Origin of the sequence: Candidatus Nitrososphaera gargensis Ga9.2, assembly GCF_000303155.1 — an archaeon.
GTDB lineage: Archaea > Thermoproteota > Nitrososphaeria > Nitrososphaerales > Nitrososphaeraceae > Nitrososphaera > Nitrososphaera gargensis.
Genome location: NC_018719.1, coordinates 1,653,052 through 1,676,080, shown reverse-complemented (window position 1 = coordinate 1,676,080; position 23,029 = coordinate 1,653,052). Strand labels below are relative to the sequence as shown.

Sequence of the window (23,029 nt, the reverse complement as noted above, 5' to 3'; positions counted from 1 at the left end):
GACAACATATGTGCCCATGCACACACCCTCCGTTGCATATATAGAAACACACACGTTTTTCTTTATTTGGTCATTTCACAGTACGTATTAAACCTTGGTGTTTGAATATGCGTCTGGTGGGCAGGCAAACTAAAAGAAAAGGTTGCTCCTTTGCCATTTGAGTTATTCTCTGCCCATATCCTGCCCCCATGGGCTTCAACTATACTTTTGGAGATAAATAGTCCAAGACCTGTTCCGCTAAGCGACTTCGAAGCAAATTTAGTAAAAAGCCGGGGTAATATCTCAGTATCAATTCCAGTTCCCGTGTCTTTTACACTAACAAGAACGGCATCTTGTTCTTTTTCATCCTTTTTCTTTTCTACGGTGACCAATATGGCTCCTTCCTTGGTAAAGCTGATGGCATTGGTCAAAAGGTTAGAGAGGACTTGAGTTATTCTCGCTTTGTCTCCCTCTACATAAATTTCATTGCCATCACTACTACTACCATCATCTTGGTCACTTTCAAACTGGCAATGTAATTTCACTTTGTCCTTGTCAACGATATGTTCCTTGTAATCATTTACTAGTTGTAAAGTTACTTGTTTGAGGCTAAAGCGCCCCAAATTGAGCTTTAGTGTTTGACTTTCAATCCTTGCAACATCTAGTATATCGCTTGTTAATTGCTGCAGTCTGGCGGCATTTCTTGCAATAATGCTTACACGCTCATTCTCTGGCAATTTTCGCATGAGTGCTTCTGAATTCATCAGTATTGGTTGTATAGGCGTTCTAAGTTCGTGTGCTGCGATATTGATAAATTCACGCTGTATCTTTTCATGAGCTTGGAGCAATTCATATTGTTGACGAATTGTTGCTTCTCTTTCCTTGAGTTTCACATTATACTGGATATTCGAAGATGCAAGCGATAGTACATTTATGGAATAAGCGATGACCTTTAGGATATGGGCTATATTGTGTGCAGTATCAAATGATGCTGCAGAATATGACATTATAATTTGGCTAAATATGTCAACAATCAAAGATAGTATCAAGCCCTTATAGAAAACATCATTTGCCCGGTATGCTCTTTTCTTGTAAAAGAAAAGCAGTGCAATAGAGAACAGTACAATAGCTGGGATTTCATAAGGTCTGTGAAAAAGATCATTGCTAATTGTGACGAATGGAAGAATTGTGAATAAAGATAGTATGAATACTATTGAAGATGTGAATACGAGTAGCAGTATAGCAAAGACAATCGAACGAAGAGAAGGTGAAGGGAAAGAATGAGAAGAGAAGGCACTATCGCTATTGGCATAAGCATTTGACTCTTTCTTTTCCTCAAATGGCGGTAGTGGTAGTACCTGTCTTTTATTATTATGATCATTATGATGGGGACTTGCTGTCCTAGATGTATTTGGTGATGATGGCGGGCGTAGAGAATTATTATATGAATATTTTACTATAGCTATAACCATCATTGCACTTATGAACGTCCTTCCCGCAAACCATGTTTGCGGTATGAAGTGTTGTAGAAATTGGTGGTTTCCTGCAGAGCTAAACGCGACTATGGCATGAAATAAGTCAAAGGAAGTACTGGCGAGAAAGCCTAGTCCAAAAAAGAGATAGAATCTGTCATCAAGTTTGTAAGCCCTCAAAAGACAGTAAAACGCGAATATTGCAGCCAGTACAACAGCAAACATTTCAAAATAAAAGTGATGGACATCTGAGGTCTTCCAAGCATTCAAGTCAAGGGCAAAAATTGCTACGATTGATAGCAAAATAGAAGGTATGATCGTATACTTTAGCAGTATCCTTTTGGTATCAGATGTCGTCATTGTCGTCCTCGTTGTTGTTGTAACGTTCATATCATCAGACATATGTGCATTGTTCACTATCGACTGTGCAGTAATCTTTCACCTTTTCAGAAAGTTCTGCCCTTCTGAAGTGTTCGCAATGCTTCAAGCAGCTTTTGAATGTACTCGTGGGGAGGACTTACCATCTTGAATGCTTCAACATCTACATCCAATTTTCTTAGTTCTTCATAGATTTGGTTGTCTTCAATTGTATCAATCAGTGCTTGTTCGCCAAATGGCTTCTGCATTAGTTCTACAACTTGCTTTAACTCCTTGACAGACTTTTCTAACGTCTCTTTGACATAAGCGGATGCAAAAATTATCCTTTGGCGTGGATTTACAGCAAGAATCTCTCTTGCTACCTCAATTCCATCAATCTTGGGCATCCTATAGTCTAGAACTACTGCATGAAATGGATGTGATGAGAAGATAGGGTCTCCTTCTGATTTAGCTCTTTCAAGCGCATCATGATACCCGATAAGACACTCCTCGCCATCATACGTCAGTACTACCTTGTGACCCCTTTCCTCAAGAGATAATCTATATGTGCGGGCGATATCGAGCTCATCCTCGGCAATTAAAATTCTCATAGGAGTAGTACGGGTATGGGACATATCTCTTCTTACATCCACTTCTGATCTTCTCCTCTTACTGCCATCATTGTCTTTATGGTTTTCTCTATCTGTCTTACTAGTAGCTCTGAAATTATTTTCGCTTGCTGACTTCCAAGCAATCTCTTTAGCCGATCTTCAAATTGTATGGGATTAGAAATGATGGACTGTTCATCCATTTTGTACACGAGCTTGAATGTTTTGAAAATTAGTTTTGAGGTCTCATTTCCAAGCACAGCCTCTATAGCCGATTTGAGCAGTTCTTCTGTTCTATGGCGACGCCACTCTAGGTATTGAGGCTTCTCTCCGTATAAAGAGTATGTGCATTCAGAATCCCGATAATTGAGCTGAGATCAAGTTTGGTGAGCCACTTTGTTGGGTAACAGCAAATCAATTCTATTGGGAGGCTGGCAATCCCTCTATCGACCATCTCTTCAAATTTTAAAAGTTTCGCCTGCTCAAAATCTTCTGTTCTACATATGATAAGTAATCTGTTCTTTGCTTTTGCTTGCTTGATTGTCTTGCAAATAGTTTGATACCATGGATCCATAGATTCTAAATTGATTTGCGCCTTCAATTGTTTTGCAGTTTGAGCATCGATAATTTTCAATATCCCCTTCTCTATAAAATTCTCAGCTTCAATACCTGCATTGACCATTTTTCTTATTACAGAATTTGCATCCGCTTCTGCTGCATAAATGACTGGATGATCCTTTGACAGACTCTCCTTTACTTTTAGGTACAGCATTTCATACCTACTTTCACTATCCGTAATAAGGCAGAGAGAGTGGACATGTGCACACACACGCTTCATGAAATATATCACTATAAAAACGCTATGTACTGTTACAAAATCTTATTGAAGAGGTGAGAAAAATTTACTATAACAATAGCTGTTTAGAGAAAATATGAATTTTTATGCCTTTTATTGTCTGTCTCTGTTGCATCTATATATTCTTGTGACATCGACCTCCATTACAACAATTGTAGCTCTCTATAACTCCTCGCATTTAACCGAAGAGCATTGGAAAAAGCGTCGCAACACCCTGCATTTGCACATCCCGGCTGTTACCAAAATCTCAATTTGGTAGATGATATATATCACAAAAGTGACAGACTGATCAGGCAGCCTTCATCCTGCTTATTCCTTATAAAGTGTTATTGCATTGCATGTTCACCAGCTTTTCCCTAGCTTTGCAGTACACCAGCAGTTCTTGCTCCTAGAGAACCTCTTTCTAAAAGTAAGCACACAAATAATGAGGCAATTCTATCCTACACTTGAGCGATTCAGCGAACTGGACAAAAACTGGATGGTGAGCAAGAGTAAAAAACCATCTCCACTCTTTGTGAAATCAACTATTTTTCGATTCTAAGTAGCTGAAGAATCACAACGCCAAATTCATCCATATCAAGCAAGCTACAACTGTCATTGTAAGCTTACCTGTGTCGCTTGAAAAGTAAAATGCAGCTAGCTATGGGCATTTTTCATTTTTTGTATTTTGACATGGCGATGTCGTCATCATCATCCTATCTAATCGAACAAACAAATGCCGCCAAGACGCCACAAGACTTTGTTAAATGCCATACTGCGGTACAACCATTTGCCTACATCTTACGCAAGAAACAAATCGTGATCTGGGCTGCGGACAAACTTGCTGCGGATAAAACCTTTGCAGAACTTCAGCTGGAATATATCGAGCGAGTACAGGCTTAGGGCTTGATTTGCTTCCATATCTTTTTTGATGGATACTCGAGTAGCCACAAAGGCTCATTACATCTTGCCAACAGACGGAAATGTTCATTAGCCCCAAACTAGCAAATCATATTCAACACTGGTTGTGAATCCTACTAGTTTTTTCGCACTGATGATAGCAACGCAGTTCCTTTCATTGGTACCATTTCAAGCTCATGCATCTGGTTCTACCAATAATGATGATATTGCCTTTGACTTGCAGAAAGCACAGTCTTACATACTATCGCAATACGACCCGTCACTTGGGCTGGTCAGAGAAAACGAGCATATCGAAAAATACTGGCTTTGGTCTGATAACGAGCTTGCTGCCGCTGCGCTAAGAGGCTACACTCCCAACATATCAGAAAACATTACCAAGTCTATACTGAACTACATGGGGGATTACGGTGCGTTCAGGTCAGCGTACGGGGCAATACTGGGAAAGGACACGTCATTTCTAGCTCCGTTAAACAAAAACGTCACTGATAAGGTGTGGTATACTGACTTTTCGACAGGTAATACCGAACTTCAGTGTGCAGACTATGCCGATATTGCATTTCTAAAAGCCATTCATTATTACAAGATTGGCGATTATGCGCAAAGCACCGAGTGCTATCTTGCTGGTCAGAGGATGTTTGATGGCACTGGATTCAAAGACAGGGCTTATGCGGCTGATGATAACCGCTATAGCACATACAAAGTAGCATTATGGAAGATAGCTGCAGAGCTGGCAAGGGGTGGCGACGAGGACGTTATTGTTGCAGGTAAGGCAGATGAAATACTGACAAAGTTGCAGGATGCAGAAACCGGTGGAGTTTACACGCATTACAGGTCAGGTTTTGTGCAGGATAGCCAGACAAATGTCGAAACGACATCGCTGGCTATCTTTGCCTTTGATACTTCGTTGCTCCAACCGAAGCTGGCACCGCCCACGCCCGAGATGCTAGAGGAGTGCAAAGAGCTGGGGATAGAGGAAGAAAAGTGTTCAGAGCAGGCTATAATGACAGAGCAGAGTAGGAGGGTAAATACGCCGTCAGGGACGCAAATAGAGTTACTTGGAAATCCTTCGATGTTGGTAATGTTTGGACTTTTGGCAGCGGGAATTGGAAGCGGTGCGGTTGTGTTTTATGTAAAGTCAAGAAATGCGAAGGAAAAGAGTAGAGGACGAAATCGCTAGGCAGATTGCTTGAGCTGCTTCCACTACTTTCCTTCTCTTCGATAAAGCCCGGATAATTAGCGCAGGTATTATGACAATGGCATTGAGATGTATCCAGAGTGTAAAGCCATCACAGAACTGAGGACCTAGAAGGTGTTAAATCCATGTCAAAGGTAGCACACCATTATCTAAGGTCCGACTGCAAGCAGACTTGCAGAGTCCTACCTGACGGACCGAAACGAAAAGCACTACTGAGCACTGGACTACTACTCTTAGCGGTGCTGCTTTTCTTTTTTCTATACAACACTGTGCTTATAGCTGACCGTATGTTCTCTATTAATGTCAAAGTATATGTCTGCAGTAAACAAGCAAAAGTAGCAGCCAGCGTATATCAAAATTGCGGTCTATTCTTTCCTACTGTATGTCATTGCAGGAATAGCATTGTTTACACCCATCCACGAAATAGGCCATCGTCTAGTCTGCATCTCTGAAGGCTATCAATCAGTCATAGCCTTTGACATCAGAGGGGGACATCAGATGTGCAGTGGCGAAGTTGCTAACCAATTGCTTTACAACTTTGCAGGGGGACTGTCTGAATTGATAGCATCTGTGGGTCTAGTTTTGACAGGACTGTTGCTGCTGAAAAAAAGCGGTCCTGTCAGTGATAGGTTAGCCTTTGCAGTAGACATTGTCATGAAAATAGTAGCAGAGGGCTTTTTGACAGAGATGTATTCACCGGGTGTTTTTGACATTCTAATTACAGCGATTCAACTTGCTAGCCTATTTGGATTCGTAATTTACTTTGCAGAGAAAGACATGGACTGAAAGTCGCAAAGACCAGCTAGCATTCGGTCCTGCTTTTCTAATTTTTTCAATCATGACCATGCAGAGAATTTTTCGTCTGTCGGATATCATAACATGCATTTGCATGTTCTGGACATCGCTCTCAAAAAGTATTAAAATGATAATGTCCGCGGCAACTCAATGAAAAACAATAATAGGACCAAAAAGAGAAACATCGTCAATCGAATTATAGATGACAACGGTGTGAATCTCTTGGTGCATTGGCAGTGTGACATCTGTAATTCTCTAGAATCTTCGAAGAGCTTGGTCACACAAGATAGAGATACATGTATACTAGCGCATAAATGAAAAGAAGCAGGGGGAAAGCTAGATGGTTCTCTTTCCTTTACTTTCTCCTTTTGTAATTATCTGCAATGACATAGGTTATTGCATATAGCGCATTTTGGTCCTGTAGTGTGGACGCATTTGTGGTTTAGTCTTTGCTGATGTTTGTATCTGTTAATCATAATGATATCTCTACAGTCAAACTATGGCATTTTGAACTTATAAAACTGAGTAACAGAGTCAGGGATGGAAGCCCATGCGGAGACAGAAATTAAGCCTGCGCTGCTCCTGACAAGTCCACTTTACCATGCTTAACTTCAATCAAGAATCTTATCCACTTGTCAATCTCGTTGATTTTTGCGTCATCTATCTGTTAAGCATGGTTTTGCACAGGTCCAAACAATGCTTTGTGTTTTTCAATTTCTTTCTTGTATATGCGTAATTGATTATAAGGTCTAGGATTTGCTCTGTAGACATGATAGTAATTAAAATGGAGTCAACCTGACCTAAAAGCATGCATAAAAAGCCAAAGAAGTCAGTCCGTATGTAAGTTGCATTAAATGAGTGAAATGCAAAAACTTTCGGATGAAGCAAGTAATCTCGGTTCGTATTCTAGGTCCGTCCATGAGCAGTGATTTTGGCGGCTTTGCATGTTACGCCTATGTTATCAGAGATAAAGAAGGTCACTTGCCGCATGAAGCATTTGGACTTGCTGAAAAAGCAAATTCACAAGCATCAATAGCTAGCAGTAGTATTGCTACATACACTGCTTTGATAAGGGCTTTACAATGGCTTATCCATCATGGTTATCAAGATGAAATAATTATTGTAAAAAGCAGTTCAAAGTCTGTGGTTTCCCAGCTAGATGAAGCATATCCATCATCACATCAAGTCACGGAAAGCCGAATGCCAAAGAGCGTCATACCGTTACACGAAAAGGCATCTAGGCTAAAATCAAAATTTTACAAAATATCGTTTGAATCAGTCAAAAGCAAAAGTGGCAAACAATCCAGCAGCGACAGTAATGAGGACCCTGCTGATGTAGAAGAAAGGAAGGAGATTGAAGAGCTATTAGTTATGGCATATGTAGAAGCTGAAGAAAAAATTATGAGACAAAATAGGATGCTTGCTGACCAGAACTCACCCTTTGTCACCGTTGCACAGTTAATGAAGTATGATAATAACAAAAAGCAAGTTCAGACTTCATAATTCAAATACCCGCAGACCCTAAGGGCGGGCAAACAAACTCACGTCAAGCCTTTACTTAATTGACTTTCCCTGACCCCAACCACTTTTGATGTCTGCGGGCATTACACATTGCTACACAAAAATACTTTAGCAAAACTTTCAGAGTTTTGATTCTGTCAGTAGTCGCAGTCAATAATGTGACTCTGCCAAGCCTATCTGATGCGTAAAGGCAAAGGAAAACTAAGAAAGTATTTCCAGAGAATCAATCGGTCAAAGTCCACTACAGTCAAAGGCAGGTGTCCCCGCTGCTATCTTGTTGCTAGATTCAAAATGACGGGTGACTTTGCAGACCCGCTTTACATTTGCAAGGTATGTGGTCCAGTATATTAGACTGAATGAATTTGACAGGATAGCACCTGCACCGCTGTTGTAGTCATGACCCAAAGTATCTGTCTCTAGAGCCAATCTTCAGAACTCATTTATCATTACTTTCTCAGCGAAAAGCAGAGTCATGGTAGTGTGTCTAGAGCTTAATGCATGATTCTGTCTCTGACAGTAGTGGACATGAAAGAGTCAGACGGTTAGAGCATTCTCTAATGGCTAATGGCATCATTTACGACAGGCTAGATTTTGATGATGACCTTAATACCTGTCTTATTTTTTTCAATACAAAAAATGTGAGTGCGATAGATATTCCTCCATTGGAAAAAGCAGCGCAAGAAGTCAATGCCGAGCTTTCAGCAGTAATCGATAGCTCAAAGGACCAATTATGTTTCTTTGTAGTTTTTAGGTAGTCGATATAGCACAGTCACAGGTCTAAAGGCGAAAGGCGTCCATTCCGCATTTGAGGACCCTAACTTTCATCTGGAAATTTCCATTCAACTATGAGAAAATTATCTTCCTGCAGACCTGTCATCAAACTAGCTTCAAGCCATCTAGTTTGACCCCTCCTGAATCTTGTCTTTTTTGCAATGTTTGGATTCGATAAATAATGTTCTACCTTCTTTATTCTATACAAGGACATCCTAACATCCTGAATAAGGTTTGGTTTTCTTTTTGGGATTCTTGACATTGGCAAGAGTCTTGGCATGGACAATTGCACAATTCTTATCAATTTTGGACATCGGGTCTATATGAAACGGGCTGTCTAGTGGAACAGATATCTGATGGAATCCAGATGGTGTATCATTCCAATCAACTAGATAGTAAGGTTCTTTCTTTTTCAAATAATAAACTTCCACCCACCTAGCAGACCATCCTGCCTTTACTACCATCTTCATGATAGCTAGCTCTGCAAACATCCAACTGCCATCATATTCGACAATTGGCTTACATCCGAAAGTATTGTAGACGTGCCTACCCGTCCAACGATTGAATGTCAAATTATTAACTAGAGGTATTGAAACTTCTTTACCGCTAGGTAGTGTCAATACTTGGTGTCTGCCATTAGGGATAAAGTCTGCAGGATAGCGCTTAGAACTTGTCTCAATACTGTTGGAGGACATACCATCTGGAAAAATTCCACATATTAATAAATGAAAACAGTAGGTATCGCTTCTGTCGGAAGGATGGGTCAGTTAATAGCAGGGTTATCAGAAAATAACATTGCAATCATTCTAGAAGTCTCTATCGCATTGATTTTCATGCGTTGGGTGCAAATGGAGTTGACGAAGACCGAGCAAATGATCGCCGACGCCGCAGTGATCAAGGCTGTCAAAGAAATCGAGCCAGTCTTAGCTGCAGAGATATAAAAAGTGGTGAAGGAAGCGACCTCGCCTCTCCTGACCCACATCAAAAGCATGCCACCCTGCAGGGTAGGGTGCTAGCCCTCGACCCTGAGTGCGGCTATTGCAAAAAGTTTGCAGACTTGCTCCTTACCGCGTCATGTTCTCAGGCTTGAAGTCGCTGTCCAGCTCTCATCTCATCACTTCTTCGACCATCTTCTTTGCCTCTGCCTTTACCTTATCAGCGATGTAGATGTCAATGTTCTCCAGCTTTTCCTTCAGCTTCTCGTTCTCCTATGCGAGAAGCGTTGTATTATTGATGGTCAGATACGATATCATCTGCACATAGCCCCTGACAGCCTCGTTTCCTTCCAGAATGTAGCCGTCGTCTTTTGGTCGGTAGTAGTTTGTTTTCAAGCCCTTTGACCTGTGACCCTGCAAAAGGCGCATGTAGGTCTCTGAGAGTCCCCAGTCGGTGCAGGTCGTCTCGAAGAACTTGCGAAAGCCGTGATCCAGCTTTCTCGTGCCGAATAGACCCTGCGTATGTGCCGTTCTCCAGGTCTGACGGGATATTTACCCGCAGACCACACCCCTGCAGTATCCTTATCATCATATGGCTTATCATGTTCTCGTTTGCAGGAACCACGTTCTTGACACTGTCCGGCTCCTCGGGGTTGTATGCGTCCCGTATCACCGGGCTGTCAAGCGAAACAGGCTCGCCGTCCCTTATCCTCTGCTCCCAGTATATCTCGATGAGTCGCCTAGTCTCGGGAGTTGTGAACGTGTGATACTCAGTGTCTGCATGCACCCGCACCTTGAAAATGCAGTACCTGTCCAGCCTGGGTGACGTTACAAGATGCCGAAAGTTCAGCCCTACAAAGCCACCACGCCGCATCCCAGATCCTGACATAAGTCCAATGGTCACTTTGCCACGTATCTTGGCAAATTCAAACGCCAGCCGCACCTGGTCGATGTAATACGCTTCGTCGTCGGCAGTGCTGTTGTATTCAGGAGTGACCCTGCCTATGCGCTCCCAGTCGATGTCCTTTCTCTTGTTCTGATTTAACAAAAGTCGGAGGAGTTTTGTGTAGTTGTAGATGCCATTCCCGGTGATAGATGGCGACTTGGCGACCCTTCTCGCAATGAAATTGATAACTTCCTGCTCGATCTTTGATGCCGGGGCTGTCGCAAGGTACTCGTAACTTGTAATCCCGGCGTCCTTCATGAGGTTATGCAGCCCCTTGTGATACAGTTCGAGGGTCTTGACAGTCTTGATCGAGTTCAAAAAGTTGTTGAAAACGACACTGTCAGCTGCACTCGGCAGAGCCTTGTGCTTGAACTTTGTTTTCCATTCATGTCGCACCTTGGCTCCTTCCTGGATGGCAATGTTGATACCCCTATCCTTTGCCGGAGCTCCGGCTGACAAGAGCTGTCTGAGCTCTTACTGGGACTTGCCAACGACCTTGATGTCTTTACCCGTACTGTCAAACCACTGCGTCGCACCCCACATGCGAATTAGCGTATAAAAGCCCGTTGACCGCCAGTTTCGTTACACCGGCTGGCACATCGTCACCTGTGGTATTTAAGAAACATGATTGTTACTTTGCTGATTTGCAGTAGTAACAATGTATTTATTTGCCATTTTCTGAACTTCTCAGGCATATGGTAGTTGACAACAAGGCCAAGATATCATACATCCAGATAATCAAGGAAGACCTTGGCATTTTCCACATTACGCCTGAGAACGGCCCGATCCCTGACTTTAAGGCGGGCCAGTTCGTCACCCTCGGCCTGCACGTCCCAAGTGAGGGCAAGATCATCCGCAGGGCTTATTCCATTGCGTCGCCCCCGGAGCAAAAGAAGCGCTTTGAACTTTACATCCGCTGGGTCCGCAAGCCGGTGCCCGGCAGGCTCACGACAGAGCTATTCAACAAGAAGGAAGGCGACGAGATCCTGTGGGTCAAGCCGACAGGCATTTTCACCATAAACGAAAAGATGCACGACGGCAGGCCAGACAACAGGAGGATGGTGCTTATCGGCGGAGGAACTGGACTTGCGCCTTTTGTGTCATACTCTTTGCACCTGAAGGCCATAGGGAGCAAGCGCGAAATAGTGGTGCTGCACGGCGCCAGCTATGTAGACGAGCTTGGCTACAAGGACCTGCTGACCTCGCTTGAAGAGGAGAGCCTTGACAAGGGAAGAGACAAGTGGAACTTCCGCTACCGCGCAAGCATCAGCAGACCGCAGGAATGGTTCAACAGGACCTGGAACGGCCAGAAGGGTAGGGTCGAGTCGTTCCTAAGGCCAAAGGCCGGCAAGGACTTGTCTCCGCTTGAAGAGCTGGTGGGCGAGAAGGTGACGCCGGAGAACACATCGTTCTACATCTGCGGCTGGCAGGGAACGGTGGATGGTGCGCTGGACTACCTGATCCCGAAGGGCTTTGTCACCGAGCGCAACAAGCGCAAGGATGGAAGCTACGACGTCAAATTCGAATCATACGGCTAGATTTTTTAAAGCCTTATATTTTCGTCAATTAAGCTACACACTAATGAAGTTTGAATTCGAAGAGTTTGCGACTATCGAGGACGTTTTCCTCTATCTTGTCTCTGTCGCGCCATACATGAAGCAGGTGATGCCCATCAGCTCGTACAAGGGCTATGTCTTTTCCATCGTGCCGCTAACCCCGCTTTCAGGCGAAGTCCTGATGATGATATACACAAAGGGCAAGCTTGAGCCGGGTCTCGTAGAGTTTGACGTCTCGACAAAAAAGTTTAGGCCAGTGTCGGCAGTCGAGCGTGCAGACAGGAATTACTTTATCGTCCTAACGCCTAAAGTTGCGACGCTTGCTGACGAAGCGATCAAGGCTATGAAAGGTTAGAGCCGCGGCGACGCTGCTGCCGTCACGGATTTCTTGCGCGAATACCTTTCGACAATGTCTTCTGGAACCTGGCCGTTGAACAGCTCCTTTGATAGGCCGCGGAGGTAGCGCATGATAGCCCACGTGCCTGCCTTGATGAGCGCAGCCATGAACACCTTCATTGCCGGGCCATAGGTCTTGTTCCTGATGATTATCGGTATGATGTCGTTTATCACGCGCAGGTTGTGCTCCCAGCACCTCCAGAATAGCGTGAACTGCGCCTCGTTGAGGTTGCCAAAGTGCATCGAGTTCTTTTCTGAGAAGTCCTGGTAGAGCAGCGGTGCCACAAGGCCTCTCATGTTCGTCTGCTTAAAGTCGTCAATCAGGTCAATCGTGTACTGGGTCTCGTCAGGCGTCTCGTCCGGCCACCCAATTATGAGCGTGAGCGCCGGGAACCAGTTGTTCTGGTTAAGAATCTTGCAGCCTTCTCTTACCACCGCGCCCCATTCCTCTGGCTGGAATGGCTTTGTCTTGACGCCGAGGTGCTTCTTGACCATTCTTGGCGCGACCGTCTCGACTCCAAGGTTGGTTGCAAGCCACCTGCCGCCGGCGACATGCATTTCATTTATCTCTGACATCTTTTTGATAAGGTCGGGAGAAGACGCAACGGCAGAAAGCGTCATGTGGGTCGTGCCTACAAAGCGCGCGCCTGTTGACTTTAGACCGCTCCAGAGGTGGAGAATGGCGTCGGCGTTTGGCACAAAGTCCTTGTTGTCACAGCCATAGAGCAACATTTCGTCTGACTGGAGCCATATCGAGTCAAAGCCATAGTCCAGGTTGAGCTTGGCCTCTTTTTGCAGCCTCTCGAGCGGAAAGTCCTTTTTGGAGCGCTTGTTGACATCGCAAAAGTCGCAGCCGCGTCCGCAGCCGCGCATTGCTTCAATGAGCGAGTTGACAGTTGGCCCCTGCATCATCGGCACGTTCTCGATGTTGCGGACAAACGTGTGCAGTAGCTCTGGTGCATCGCCGGCCTCAAGGTCATGGAACAGGTCAAGCGCAAGCTCGTCAGCCTCTCCAATGACCACCGTGTCAATGCCGTGTATCTTCATCCTGTCGGGCTTGGCAAGCTCCCACGAGCCATTGCCTCCGACGACCACCTTGAAATTATGTTTCTTTTTCAACTGGATAATGGAAGCACACATTTTCTTGAACTTCATGGCGACGTACGACAATTTTTCTGGTGACATTGTAGTCGTCACAGGAGCCATGCCAAGCGGGTCCATCACGTTGATGCCCACAACTTTTGTGTCGGGGCCCACACACTTATCCAGCATCTCTGGATGTGCAAGGAAGACCTCGTCGCGCTTGTACTCCTTCAGCAGCGCACCTTCAATTCTTCTCAGGCCGCACTGCGCGACCTTGACTTCACCGGTGTTCGGGTCGGTCTCGACGCTCGGGCAGAACAGCTTGTCAAAAACAAATTCTGGAACAAGTTCATATGGGCCGCAGGCAATGAAGCCGTAGAGGAAATTGCCCCTGTAGTTTGTCATTAAACTGCGGTCAGCAGTCAAAACTATTCGTTTGCCGCCTGATTCTACCATGCTACGTGTATCAGTTATTCGATGGCATATGGCTATAAATCTATTTCTTACTCTTTAAGACGGTGATTATACGTTTTTCAATTGTCACCAAAAAATCGAAAAAGACATTAACACTTTCTCTAGAGATAACTCTATGACTTAACTTTTAGTGCTTGCAAATGTTTGCAAATTCCTCTCGTTCAAGCACAACGGCATGTGCTAAAGGTGGACACAAGTTTTTGACTGTTTGACGGGGGAAGCTATGGAATTACTTGCGTGATTCTTTCATCTTTCTTCCTCTGCTGCCCTTGCGCCCGAGCTTTGCATTCGCTACTGCATAAGGATTCTTTGCACCACCTTTACGTTTTATCTTGCGTACTGCTCTTTCGAACTTTTTCTCGCTAACTCCCTTCTTTACCCCTCTGGGCATATGTGTTGATACAAAAACATAGCATATTAAAAGAACTGCAGATTGTTCTCTATCTTAGCCGGCGAGTAATGCTTTGTCTCTGCGGTCAGACAGATAAAAGATAAGTAGTGAAATGATGATGTGATATGTGTGATTGATGTTGTCAGAGTCGCATGAAGCTTCGGAGAATGTGTTATATCTGAGCTTCTGTGAGTTAAAGAAGCGACAACGATCTGACAAGAAAGACATCGCATACAGGTGCGAGTAGTATTATTTTTTCTCAGTATTTTCGGCTGGAACTGATCTTGCGGCCGTCACTTAATTTTTGCTGCCCTTTCTGCTTTTTCCATGATATCGCCTGTAACTCCTTCTTTGTCTTCTCTCTCTATTGTTTCTTCTGGATATAGTAGGTCAGAGCGTGGATCAAAGTTTGCTTTCGAAGACATGCTCGAGGCTGCATTGCAAATGAGATAAGGGTTTACCGACAAATTTCTATGTCTTGTAACCAACTTGCAATGCTGTTGTAATGATATTTTTCTCTATTGTATGATTCCCCTAGTATAGGCCCTTTCTATGACCCTTTGACAGTATGAGCTTTAGCTTGGCGTGGTCTAGCATGTTGAGAGCGTCGGCAAGCGTCACCCAGCGAAAGTCAGCGTGCTCCTCAGAGATCCTGACCTCCCTTGTGGGCGTCGTTGCAAAGTAGAATGTGACCTCTTTCTCTGATTTCATCCCGTCGCCCTTGAAATAAGAGTAATTTATCTTGCCAATGTAGGAATGGATATCAAGCTCCTTGATGCCCGTCTCTTCTAGCACTTCGCGGATAAGCGTCTGGATTTCGCTCTCGCCTTTTTCCTTGTGACCCTGAGGAAAGCCCCAAAAGCCTCTCCTGTTCTTCAATAGTAGAAATTCGGAAGAGGCACCACCATCTTCAAGCGAATTCCTGTACTTGATCACTGCACCTATAGATTGTTCAAGAGCCACGTTATACCTACATCAGGAACCAATGGCAATTATAATATTGTTTTTCTGGTCAATGGTCAAACGTATCATTTTAATATCGTTCTACAACCTGAAGTGTGAGGGGCCGGTCGTCTAGTCCGGTAGGATACGGCATTGGCATTGCTGAGGTCGTGGGTTCAAATCCCACCCGGTCCACTCATCTTGTCTTTCTAGCACTGATGTGAACTCCTATTTGCATTCTTGCTAGTCCTCATTGGTTTTGCAAGCTTTTGCTGCATGAGTTCAACGCATCTACTACTGCTATGTTTCAGTTTATTTACTTCTGAAAGTTCTTGATAGCCGGAACGATATCGTTAGATCGAGTATTATTTTCGTCAGGTGCCACGCGAGTCATCAGATCGTAATGCCCGCCGATTCTTGCGTCTTTAAAGGTCTTTGCACTTTCTACATCTGATAATTTCCTGTCAAGTGCAATAACTTGGCTTTCGACACGCGCAAAATTGCGGTTAATCTCGCTTGAGCTCTTTTGGTAGTACAGGCGCGCAAATAACCATGTAGCGATGATACCTGCAAAGAAAAGGGCTATCTCTTCTGGTGTCAATGGCTGTCTGTATGCTTGCTGCATATAAAAGTTCGGCTAATTATTCTTCTAGTAAAATCTTTTCAAATACATGCCTTAGCTACGATACACACGCAAGTTTTTGAGATAATTAGATCAGAGGTATTTGACACTGTAAAATTTTCAGTCAGTATTTGGTAAACTCGCCTACTAACTCTTCCCTGATCTCAAAGGCAACTTTTTTCCTGCAAATGATCTGATACTTCCTGAAAACCGACTTACTTACCGGGTCATATCCGACCTGCACTATCTTTCTGAATGTTTCAAGACCGTGAGTTGCGATTATCGTGCCAATACCTGATTCCTTGCGCTTTATCTGGCTCACAACTTTTGCCGGCAGGTTACGTTTGAAAACCTTGCTGTGAGCCTTGATGAGCACCCTGCCCGCATCGTTCGTGATAATAGATTGCCGGGTGATTGTCCTTGCATTTTCTTTTTGTTCTAGCACCTTGACCCTGATCGTCGAATTGGTCAGTATGCTCAGGACCTGCTCAACCGTCCCTGTTTCTGCCAACAAGATTTTCTGGGCCAGCCCAAGCTGGATGCCCGACCTCGCCTCAAGCTCGGCAATTTTCTGCAGCATAAAACTGCCAAAGTCGCCCTTTCCCAGAATCATGTGCCTGCCAGTGTGTGTATATGTATCCACAGGCATCATGAAAAGATTATCATCCTGTATGCAACCAGTGCCAAGGCGAACGCTATGGTGGCAAGGCTGATGATTTTGAGCCCGTTTTCAAGCTTTTTCGCCTGCTCTGGATTGTTGCCGTTCTGCTTTAGCTTCTTGTAGGGCCGGGACATCCTGATCTCGGCATAGCTGACAAGTCCTGTAAGGCCCGACACTGCCAATGCTAGAATGTTGTTGATTGAATCTGTCTGCATGACGTATCCTGCCAGCGCGGGCAGGGTTCCCCACGATACGGCAAACCAAAAGTTGTTGTGGAAGCGGCCGCCAAACGCTTCAAAGTTGTATGCAAATAAAAAGAACCCCTCGAGTGCCGCAATTACTGCCAAGAGCGGGACAAAGAACGCAATGTAATAGATGCCAATGGCATAGGCCGCTGCCAGAGTGGCCACCATCAGCGCCAGAAGCTGAGCCCTTGTAAAGTAGCTGCCCCACGGCTTTGTCTTTTTTGACCCTAGGCTATCTGCCACGTGCGCAGAGACCCCTAAGGCGAGGGCGTAAATGAGCGCGATCGCGCCGACCCTATCCCAAGCTATTTCGCCGGCAAGCATCGAGCCAATGATCGTGAATGAAATGCACATGCCAGTATAAGGCAGGAACAGCAGGCCCACAAAGACGCGGAACCTTATAGGGCCAAACTTGGGCACAAACCATTCATTGATGCGCGTCTCATTTGCTGCTGTCATGGCTTTTCAGCAGATACTATGGCAGCTGTGCCTGCAGTATAATATTTGCAATCAACATTCTGGAACCCTCTGATATATAGAACGTCTGATGTCTTGTTGACCCAGTCCGAGTTTTTGATTACGCTGTCAAGTTGATCAAAGACCGTCCTCCACGATGTAACGAGCCTTCCTGCTAGCCGCAACACCGCAAAGTGCGCATTCCACAGGCTGCGCATAATGCCACTTGGATAGGTAAAATCATGAAATATTATAATGCCGCCTGGCTTGAGCACCCGCCAGCATTCGTCGATCACCTTCTCGATGTCGACATATTTTGCCAGGTACGACGACGCAACTGCGTCAAATGACTCATTTCTGTAAGGCAAGACTTCGGCCGTGCCCTGTGCAACTGCAGCCATCTGCGGCTTGCGCCTTGAAGCGCGCAGGTACTCAAAGGTAAGGTCGATGCCAACCACGCTTCTGCCTGCGCCCAAAAACATTGATGACAGGACGCCAGTCCCGCAGGCAAGTTCGAGCACAGACTTGCGGCTGCCCACTGCCTTTACGACTTTACGCTTCCACACAGAATCTTGGCCAAAGGTCGCCAGCCGGACGACAGAATCATAACTGCCTGCATTGGCCGGAGTAAAGAACCTCCTTGCGCTTGCGTGGCCTTCATGGACCAACAGCATATAGGTAGTACTGATATAACCATACTTGCTATTATGCATTGAATAAAAGTAAATCAATGGCCTAGCGCCAATATTACTTGGCTTGTATTTCGTAAACTGGCAGCGCAAAGTGTCAGTGGAGGAATTGAACGGTCAGAAAGTGGTGGTAAAGCGGAACAAGCCTACAAAAGAGTTCCATGAATTCCTGCTTATTTATGTGTATTCTTTGATCTCGATGATCCTTATTCATCCCTCGGCACCACCGACGTTTAGCGAGATCATGAGAAATGAGGGCCGCGACATGCGAAAGCAATTGGAAAAAATAGGGATATCGACGCCAAAGCTGATTTCAATTTCAGATATCGACTTGATTGAAGAATACATCGAAGGCGGCAACCTCTATGTTGCCCTTGCTTCGGGCCAGCCTGCTGCGCTGGCTTTTGGAGCCGGATGCCTGACAGGCAGGCTGCATAAGGCCGGCTATGCGTTTGTTGACAACAAGGCACAGAACTACCTCGTCAGGGGCGACTCAGTAGTCAGGACCGACCTCGGGTTCATACAAAAAAGCAGCTCGCATTATGCAAGGAGCATGGACATCGGCTCGTTCCTTGCAAGCGTCATGGATCTGGGCAGGTACCGGGAAATTGAAAAGGCGTTTTTTGACGGGTATGTTTCAGAGTCAGGGTGCAAATTTTCCTATCTTTCGATAATCCTTCGCAACATCATCTCGCTAGGTTTTTCATCCGACAGCAAGATGATGTTCAAGAACATGGTTCTTGACGCTACGATGCTGATAGACGCTTAGATGGGAGGGAGCTCGGCCTTCTTGTCAAAGCCGCCCGAGCCGAACTTGCAGTAAAAGCACTGGTCGGATTGCATGTACGTCAGCTTTTGTATCGATATGGCCCCCAGCTTGAGCGCGACCTTAGTCATGAAGCGGTACTTTAGCGGCATAGATGGTACGACTTCGTTAAAATATACGTCATAGTGATCAGGGCAGAACTTGAGCGTGACCTGAGCCCGCTGCCGGAACTCTGGCGAAACGTCCTTGTTGTTTTCGCTCACGGTTTTTGCAACATTGATCTGTTCCCTGATGTATTCATGCTTTGGGCAGGGGCAGTCCTTGCCACCCGGATGCTTGTAGGCTGGGGTGTTTTTCCAGTCAAAGTCTGGAAAATCCCGTTCAAAATCATCCATCGGCAGCATTTACGTACTCTGATCTTATAAAGATGTGGGACGATTGCAATTGTTGCACCATTGCAAAATGGATGCTCATTACCGATATGCAGGGCTATAGAATAACAAAAAATATATTTTTGATGTTATAACAGTCCGTAAGCGACGTGGTACGAGACAGTGACAGTGGTGGCAGCGCAATATTGACAGCAACAACGGCTAACAACAACCCTGACGATCCCAATCTCAAGACTCTTCTTGATTTCAAAAAGGCGGTTCTGGAAGAGCAAAAGGCAGGCGAGAAGAAGATTGAGGATATAAACAACCAGCTGGAAAGCGTCAAGAAGCAGATAGATGAAGAGAGGATCCAACTGGACGAGCTCAGGTCAAAGCTAAAGCAGGTCAACGAGGAAAAGGACGCCGAATATCCCAAGTTCATGGAGCTTCGCAACAGCCTCATCGAGGCCAAGAACCAGATGAGGAGCCTTGACGACAAGGTCAGCCCTGCGGCGGCCAAGTCCAGAAAGGAACGCAGCGACATGCACAACCTGCAAAAGACGCTTGAGCAGATAGAGCGCGATATACAGACAAAAAAACTGTCAAAAGACGAAGAGCGCAAATTGGTCGCAAGATCCAAGGAGATCGCGACAAAGCTGCACGCACTGAAAATGATGCACAAAAAGGAGGATCAGTATCGTACGATGTCGACGCAGTACGACCAACTGAAGGATCAGGTCAACAGGATTTTCAAGCTAAAGGAGGAATATGGCAATAAGATAGGCAAGCTGAAGGCGAGCCTCGATACCCTGATAAACCAGAGGGAGAGCCTTTATGAAGAGCGCAGAAAGTTCATCCACACTGTGAGGGAGGCCAACGCAAAGCTGGAAATGATAGAGACCCAGCTGAACGCCATTGCGTTCAAGAAATCGCGCATGCAGGCCGCAGAGCACCGGCACAGGAAGCAGAAGGAAATGGACGAGCGGCGCGTGGCAAGGCAGGAGGCAATTCAAGAGCGCGCCAAGAGGGACAAGGAATATCAGGAAAGGTGGAACGCGCTAAAGGAAGCGGCGCTCAAAAAGATGTCAAGCGGCGAAAAGCTGACGTTTGACGAAATGAAGCTGATATTCGGCGACTCGGCCTCTGATTGACTGACTGAGATACGTTTTTGTGCCAGACATATGTACAACTGCTCCAGATGGAAGAAGACAGGATAGAATACACTGGCAAGGTCTACGTCTATAGCAGCGGCATGCCTGCAGACCACGTCCAGCTTGCAAAGGAAAAGCTGGGCGAATACGGCGTCAATGAAGGGGACATTGAGGTTATCGAAGTGCCCGAGGGCGTGCCGGAAGGGTGCATAATGGTTACTGTGTGGCCGCACTACCTATCAGTCGCAAAGGTCAAGCGGGTGAGGCAAGGTTCCATCTACGCACCTCAGCTGTTCAACATCCAGATGTGATCCAAAACATTAAATCTTCTGTACACATACAAGTTCATTGCGGATGCTGACGTTCTTTTGCAAACGTGAACGGCACGGCGACTGCCCCGGCGAGTGGCCAGTGGGCGAAGCGTGTGGGCTGGACCATGACTGCTCGTTTGACATGAAGATGGTCAAGTGCCAGTGCGCGTGCCATAAAGGAAAGTAACCTTTAATTGAGCTTATAGGCCAATCCGATCTTGGATAAAGGCATCAAATGTTAGGTTTCTCCCCATTTCTATCTCAACTTGGCGGCCTGCTTGGTGGCGATGGTTCAGAATTTGATCCTAACAGCCCATGGATGTGGGTATACATCATCTCTATCGCAATAATCCCCTTTTTCATGATGTATGCGCAAAAATTCCAGTCCCGTGTCATTTTGGGAGAAATATCAAAGTCGCTTGTCAAGCTAAAAACAATGAAGGAGGGTGCAAGGAAGGAAGCGGTCGACTACATCAAAACTACTGTAAAGACGACGACATCGCCGTCAAGCGACCCTGCTGCAGGGGTCGACAGGTTTTTGGAATATTTCGCGATAATGCCGGTGGACCTTGACCCAAACGGCATAGTGCGCAAGCTGGACCATATCATGAGGGTCAGGGACGACCGCCTGCGCGCCGAGGTCAGAAAACTGTGCGCTGGCGCAAGTGACCAGGAAGTTTCAAAGATCGAGAACATTCTGGAAGCGGCGACCGCTCTTAACATGATCTACAAGATCGTCAGGCACTTTTACCTGATGGGCAAGCGCACCACCAGCATGTTTGTCCTCGTACAGCTCCAGATGGTGATGCCGCTCCTGCTTGAAGAAGCCGAAGCGCTGCAGAAAGCGATAAATGCATTCAAGCGCGGCCAGCCAATAGGCGACGGCATCGGCCCGATGGTGGTCGGCAAGATGATGCTTGGCAAGGAAAAAAAGCTGGCCGCAAGGGAAACGGTCTATAGCGAAGACGAATACAAGGGAAGGAAACTGTACCTGCTCAAGGCCGAAGGGCCCGCAGGGACCGTGGGAAGGCCAGGCGAAGCGATAACGAGGCTCGCCGGCGACATGGGCATCAAGATAGACGCTATAATTATGATTGACGCGGCGCTCAAGCTTGAAGGCGAAAGGACAGGCGAGGTGGCAGAGGGCATCGGCGCCGCCATAGGAGGCATCGGTGTTGAAAAGTACCAGATAGAGGAGGTGGCCACCAGATTGGACATACCCGTGTATGCAGTCATTGTCAAGCAATCGGTGCAGGACGCGATTACCATCATGCGGAAAGAAATAGCCGACGCGTTTGACAAGGTAACAAATACTGTATATTCTGTCATCGAGGACAAGACATCTGAAGGGCAGTCTGTCATGGTAATAGGCGTTGGAAACACGATGGGGGTCGGGCAGTAAAAAATATGCTGTTTGGCAAGAAAAAAGAGATCAAGCCTGAAATCTACTCGGAAGACACATGTCAGTCGTGCGGCGAGAACACAAAGCGCCAGTTTGAGGAAGGCGATTATGTGTACGGGACTGGATTGCAGTGCAAGAAGTGCTCGTCTTCAAACACGCTTGTCACTGCCATCTATGGCGAGTACCCTCCAGACGACAAAAGCTCTTCTACTAGAGCGTGATGACGTTAACGCCTGACTCGGTTGGGATGAGCGTGTGCTCTGCCTGAGCGACTATTCTACTGTGTCCCTCTACAAGTATAGGGTACGCGTGCACGTTTCTTTTCTTGATCAGGACGTCGACCAGCCGGCGCAGATCTTTTTCATCGTACTTGTCGGTGAGCCACCGCAGGGCAAACGGCAACGTCCGGAACCTGCTCCAGATGAGCTCCAGAAGATTGTCTGCCTCCTTGTCCTTGACAGGCTTTCTTGACGTTATCCCAAAGATGTTTTTGATCTTTCCCTCGTGGACCGCTCCCTGCCCGTCCTTTGTCGTGACAAAGGGCTCTATGGCGTACGCTTCGTTCGGGACCAGCGTAAATGAAGACCCTATGGTCCAGATGTTTGGTATCGACTTGCCCGCATGGATGGTATATTGCTGGAGCGAGTGGCCGCTCAGGTTCTGGATCGGCCTGAGCCCAAACTTTGTTATCGTGCTTTCTATGACCCTTCCAATGTCGCTTGCCTTGGTGTTGGCCCTTGCCATCCGCACGGCCTCTCCAAGCGCCGCCTCGGCGGCCTTGACAAGCGCTTCATACTTTGGGTCATAGCACACGGTGACGGCCGTGTCTGCGATGTAGCCGTCAATATGAACCCCGATGTCTATCTTGAGCACATCGCCCTCCTTCACCACTGTGGCGTCGTTTGGCTCGGCTGTGTAGTGAGCGGCAATCTCATTGAGGCTGGTGTTGACGGGGAAGGCCGGCTGGCCGTTCATACTGCGGATCTGCGCTTCGACCGACTCACAAATCTCAAAAAGGGTCGAGCCCACATGGTACTTTTTGCGGGCACTCTCCCTCACTTCGGCTGCTATCCTGCCGGCCTGAAGATAGCGCTCAACAAAATTCATCCTGTGTTTTTTTGTGCTCATGCTCATTATATAGAGATTGTGCGGCGCAAGGCTGGATCTAAATAATTGTT

Annotated in this window: 31 protein-coding genes and 1 tRNA gene; 15 read left to right on the top strand and 17 right to left on the bottom strand. The window is 46.1% G+C overall.

Features of this window, described 5'->3' with window-relative positions; genetic code table 11:
- Positions 1-62: 62 nt before the first annotated feature.
- From NGAR_RS10090 to NGAR_RS10080, 4 genes are all read right to left on the bottom strand, one after another.
- Positions 63-1,853 (bottom strand): sensor histidine kinase, encoded by a 1,791-nt coding sequence (locus tag NGAR_RS10090; protein ID WP_015019618.1) that lies wholly within the window; start codon positions 1,851-1,853, stop codon positions 63-65.
- A gap of 44 nt (positions 1,854-1,897) precedes the next feature.
- On the bottom strand, positions 1,898-2,461 hold the full coding sequence (locus NGAR_RS10085) for a response regulator (RefSeq protein ID WP_015019617.1): 564 nt from the start codon (positions 2,459-2,461) through the stop codon (positions 1,898-1,900).
- Positions 2,452-2,619 (bottom strand): hypothetical protein, encoded by a 168-nt coding sequence (locus NGAR_RS18455; RefSeq protein WP_228369151.1) that lies wholly within the window; start codon positions 2,617-2,619, stop codon positions 2,452-2,454. Before NGAR_RS18455 ends, NGAR_RS10085 begins: the two co-directional genes overlap by 10 nt.
- Positions 2,620-2,726: 107 nt before the next feature.
- Positions 2,727-3,254, bottom strand: coding sequence for an MEDS domain-containing protein (locus NGAR_RS10080; protein WP_228369351.1), 528 nt, complete (start codon positions 3,252-3,254; stop codon positions 2,727-2,729).
- A 636-nt stretch (positions 3,255-3,890) separates the two neighbouring features.
- Here NGAR_RS10080 and NGAR_RS10075 point away from each other — a divergent pair.
- From NGAR_RS10075 to NGAR_RS10055, 5 genes are all read left to right on the top strand, one after another.
- Positions 3,891-4,154 carry a hypothetical protein gene (locus NGAR_RS10075; protein WP_015019614.1) on the top strand — a complete coding sequence of 88 codons (264 nt, stop codon included), beginning with the start codon at positions 3,891-3,893 and terminating at the stop codon, positions 4,152-4,154.
- Positions 4,155-4,389: 235 nt separating this feature from the next.
- Positions 4,390-5,349: a hypothetical protein gene (locus NGAR_RS10070; protein WP_148681282.1), complete on the top strand. Its 960-nt coding sequence runs from the start codon at positions 4,390-4,392 to the stop codon at positions 5,347-5,349.
- A 420-nt stretch (positions 5,350-5,769) separates the two neighbouring features.
- Positions 5,770-6,153, top strand: a complete 384-nt coding sequence (locus NGAR_RS10065) for a hypothetical protein (RefSeq protein ID WP_015019612.1) — start codon at positions 5,770-5,772, stop codon at positions 6,151-6,153.
- Positions 6,154-7,041: 888 nt separating this feature from the next.
- Positions 7,042-7,665 (top strand): reverse transcriptase-like protein, encoded by a 624-nt coding sequence (locus NGAR_RS10060; RefSeq protein WP_015019611.1) that lies wholly within the window; start codon positions 7,042-7,044, stop codon positions 7,663-7,665.
- Between the two features lie 575 nt (positions 7,666-8,240).
- Positions 8,241-8,438, top strand: a complete 198-nt coding sequence (locus tag NGAR_RS10055) for a hypothetical protein (RefSeq protein WP_015019609.1) — start codon at positions 8,241-8,243, stop codon at positions 8,436-8,438.
- A gap of 59 nt (positions 8,439-8,497) precedes the next feature.
- On the opposite strand, the gene NGAR_RS17585 is transcribed toward NGAR_RS10055, so the two are convergent.
- Both NGAR_RS17585 and NGAR_RS10050 read right to left on the bottom strand, forming a co-directional pair.
- The gene (locus NGAR_RS17585; protein WP_187147461.1) at positions 8,498-8,662 is read right to left on the bottom strand and encodes a hypothetical protein; all 165 of its coding nucleotides are present in this window, start codon (positions 8,660-8,662) and stop codon (positions 8,498-8,500) included.
- A 7-nt stretch (positions 8,663-8,669) separates the two neighbouring features.
- Positions 8,670-9,074, bottom strand: a complete 405-nt coding sequence (locus tag NGAR_RS10050) for a hypothetical protein (RefSeq protein ID WP_015019607.1) — start codon at positions 9,072-9,074, stop codon at positions 8,670-8,672.
- A gap of 105 nt (positions 9,075-9,179) precedes the next feature.
- Between NGAR_RS10050 and NGAR_RS10045 the strand changes: the two genes are divergently transcribed.
- Entirely contained in the window at positions 9,180-9,395 is a 216-nt protein-coding gene (locus NGAR_RS10045) for a hypothetical protein (RefSeq protein ID WP_015019606.1), read from the top strand.
- Between the two features lie 286 nt (positions 9,396-9,681).
- Here the strand turns inward: NGAR_RS10045 and NGAR_RS10040 are convergent, their stop codons facing one another.
- Entirely contained in the window at positions 9,682-10,794 is a 1,113-nt protein-coding gene (locus NGAR_RS10040; RefSeq protein WP_015019605.1) for a hypothetical protein, read from the bottom strand.
- A gap of 236 nt (positions 10,795-11,030) precedes the next feature.
- On the opposite strand from NGAR_RS10040, the gene NGAR_RS10035 reads away from it, so the two are divergent.
- Both NGAR_RS10035 and NGAR_RS10030 read left to right on the top strand, forming a co-directional pair.
- Positions 11,031-11,873 carry an FAD-binding oxidoreductase gene (locus tag NGAR_RS10035; RefSeq protein WP_015019604.1) on the top strand — a complete coding sequence of 281 codons (843 nt, stop codon included), beginning with the start codon at positions 11,031-11,033 and terminating at the stop codon, positions 11,871-11,873.
- A 43-nt stretch (positions 11,874-11,916) separates the two neighbouring features.
- Positions 11,917-12,246: a hypothetical protein gene (locus NGAR_RS10030; RefSeq protein ID WP_015019603.1), complete on the top strand. Its 330-nt coding sequence runs from the start codon at positions 11,917-11,919 to the stop codon at positions 12,244-12,246.
- On the opposite strand, the gene NGAR_RS10025 is transcribed toward NGAR_RS10030, so the two are convergent.
- The 4 genes from NGAR_RS10025 to NGAR_RS10020 all read right to left on the bottom strand — a co-directional run bounded on the left by NGAR_RS10025 (position 12,243) and on the right by NGAR_RS10020 (position 15,198).
- On the bottom strand, positions 12,243-13,775 hold the full coding sequence (locus NGAR_RS10025) for a B12-binding domain-containing radical SAM protein (protein WP_015019602.1): 1,533 nt from the start codon (positions 13,773-13,775) through the stop codon (positions 12,243-12,245). The genes NGAR_RS10030 and NGAR_RS10025 overlap by 4 nt on opposite strands.
- A gap of 298 nt (positions 13,776-14,073) precedes the next feature.
- On the bottom strand, positions 14,074-14,235 hold the full coding sequence (locus tag NGAR_RS17580; protein WP_015019601.1) for a hypothetical protein: 162 nt from the start codon (positions 14,233-14,235) through the stop codon (positions 14,074-14,076).
- Between the two features lie 293 nt (positions 14,236-14,528).
- Positions 14,529-14,660, bottom strand: coding sequence for a hypothetical protein (locus NGAR_RS18810; RefSeq protein ID WP_266190239.1), 132 nt, complete (start codon positions 14,658-14,660; stop codon positions 14,529-14,531).
- A gap of 109 nt (positions 14,661-14,769) precedes the next feature.
- Positions 14,770-15,198: a bis(5'-nucleosyl)-tetraphosphatase gene (locus NGAR_RS10020; RefSeq protein WP_015019600.1), complete on the bottom strand. Its 429-nt coding sequence runs from the start codon at positions 15,196-15,198 to the stop codon at positions 14,770-14,772.
- A 100-nt stretch (positions 15,199-15,298) separates the two neighbouring features.
- Here NGAR_RS10020 and NGAR_RS10015 point away from each other — a divergent pair.
- Positions 15,299-15,372 (top strand) — tRNA-Ala (locus NGAR_RS10015).
- Positions 15,373-15,493: 121 nt separating this feature from the next.
- On the opposite strand, the gene NGAR_RS10010 is transcribed toward NGAR_RS10015, so the two are convergent.
- The 4 genes from NGAR_RS10010 to NGAR_RS09995 all read right to left on the bottom strand — a co-directional run bounded on the left by NGAR_RS10010 (position 15,494) and on the right by NGAR_RS09995 (position 17,835).
- Complete coding sequence (locus NGAR_RS10010; protein ID WP_015019599.1) at positions 15,494-15,778, bottom strand: hypothetical protein; 285 nt, start codon at positions 15,776-15,778, stop codon at positions 15,494-15,496.
- 145 nt (positions 15,779-15,923) lie between these two features.
- Complete coding sequence (locus tag NGAR_RS10005) at positions 15,924-16,451, bottom strand: hypothetical protein (protein WP_015019598.1); 528 nt, start codon at positions 16,449-16,451, stop codon at positions 15,924-15,926.
- A complete protein-coding gene (locus NGAR_RS10000) occupies positions 16,448-17,164 on the bottom strand; it encodes a hypothetical protein (protein WP_015019597.1) in 717 nt (238 codons plus the stop codon). The genes NGAR_RS10005 and NGAR_RS10000 overlap by 4 nt, the downstream gene beginning before the upstream one ends.
- A complete protein-coding gene (locus NGAR_RS09995) occupies positions 17,161-17,835 on the bottom strand; it encodes a class I SAM-dependent methyltransferase (RefSeq protein WP_187147460.1) in 675 nt (224 codons plus the stop codon). The genes NGAR_RS10000 and NGAR_RS09995 overlap by 4 nt, the downstream gene beginning before the upstream one ends.
- Positions 17,836-17,959: 124 nt before the next feature.
- On the opposite strand from NGAR_RS09995, the gene NGAR_RS09990 reads away from it, so the two are divergent.
- Complete coding sequence (locus NGAR_RS09990) at positions 17,960-18,619, top strand: BUD32 family EKC/KEOPS complex subunit (RefSeq protein ID WP_148681280.1); 660 nt, start codon at positions 17,960-17,962, stop codon at positions 18,617-18,619.
- Here NGAR_RS09990 and NGAR_RS09985 read toward each other — a convergent pair.
- Entirely contained in the window at positions 18,616-19,011 is a 396-nt protein-coding gene (locus NGAR_RS09985) for a hypothetical protein (RefSeq protein ID WP_015019594.1), read from the bottom strand. The genes NGAR_RS09990 and NGAR_RS09985 overlap by 4 nt on opposite strands.
- Positions 19,012-19,157: 146 nt before the next feature.
- On the opposite strand from NGAR_RS09985, the gene NGAR_RS09980 reads away from it, so the two are divergent.
- From NGAR_RS09980 to NGAR_RS09965, 5 genes are read left to right on the top strand one after another with little or no spacing between them, the layout of a single operon-like run.
- On the top strand, positions 19,158-20,138 hold the full coding sequence (locus tag NGAR_RS09980) for a coiled-coil protein (protein WP_148681279.1): 981 nt from the start codon (positions 19,158-19,160) through the stop codon (positions 20,136-20,138).
- 47 nt (positions 20,139-20,185) lie between these two features.
- Entirely contained in the window at positions 20,186-20,449 is a 264-nt protein-coding gene (locus NGAR_RS09975; RefSeq protein WP_015019592.1) for a hypothetical protein, read from the top strand.
- 37 nt (positions 20,450-20,486) lie between these two features.
- Positions 20,487-20,636 (top strand): hypothetical protein, encoded by a 150-nt coding sequence (locus tag NGAR_RS17575; RefSeq protein ID WP_228369150.1) that lies wholly within the window; start codon positions 20,487-20,489, stop codon positions 20,634-20,636.
- Between the two features lie 48 nt (positions 20,637-20,684).
- Positions 20,685-21,851, top strand: a complete 1,167-nt coding sequence (locus tag NGAR_RS09970; protein WP_228369149.1) for a DUF1512 domain-containing protein — start codon at positions 20,685-20,687, stop codon at positions 21,849-21,851.
- A 5-nt stretch (positions 21,852-21,856) separates the two neighbouring features.
- Positions 21,857-22,072 carry a hypothetical protein gene (locus NGAR_RS09965; protein WP_015019590.1) on the top strand — a complete coding sequence of 72 codons (216 nt, stop codon included), beginning with the start codon at positions 21,857-21,859 and terminating at the stop codon, positions 22,070-22,072.
- Here NGAR_RS09965 and map read toward each other — a convergent pair.
- Entirely contained in the window at positions 22,062-22,985 is a 924-nt protein-coding gene (gene map / locus NGAR_RS09960; RefSeq protein ID WP_228369148.1) for a type II methionyl aminopeptidase, read from the bottom strand. The genes NGAR_RS09965 and map overlap by 11 nt on opposite strands.
- Positions 22,986-23,029: the final 44 nt, after the last annotated feature.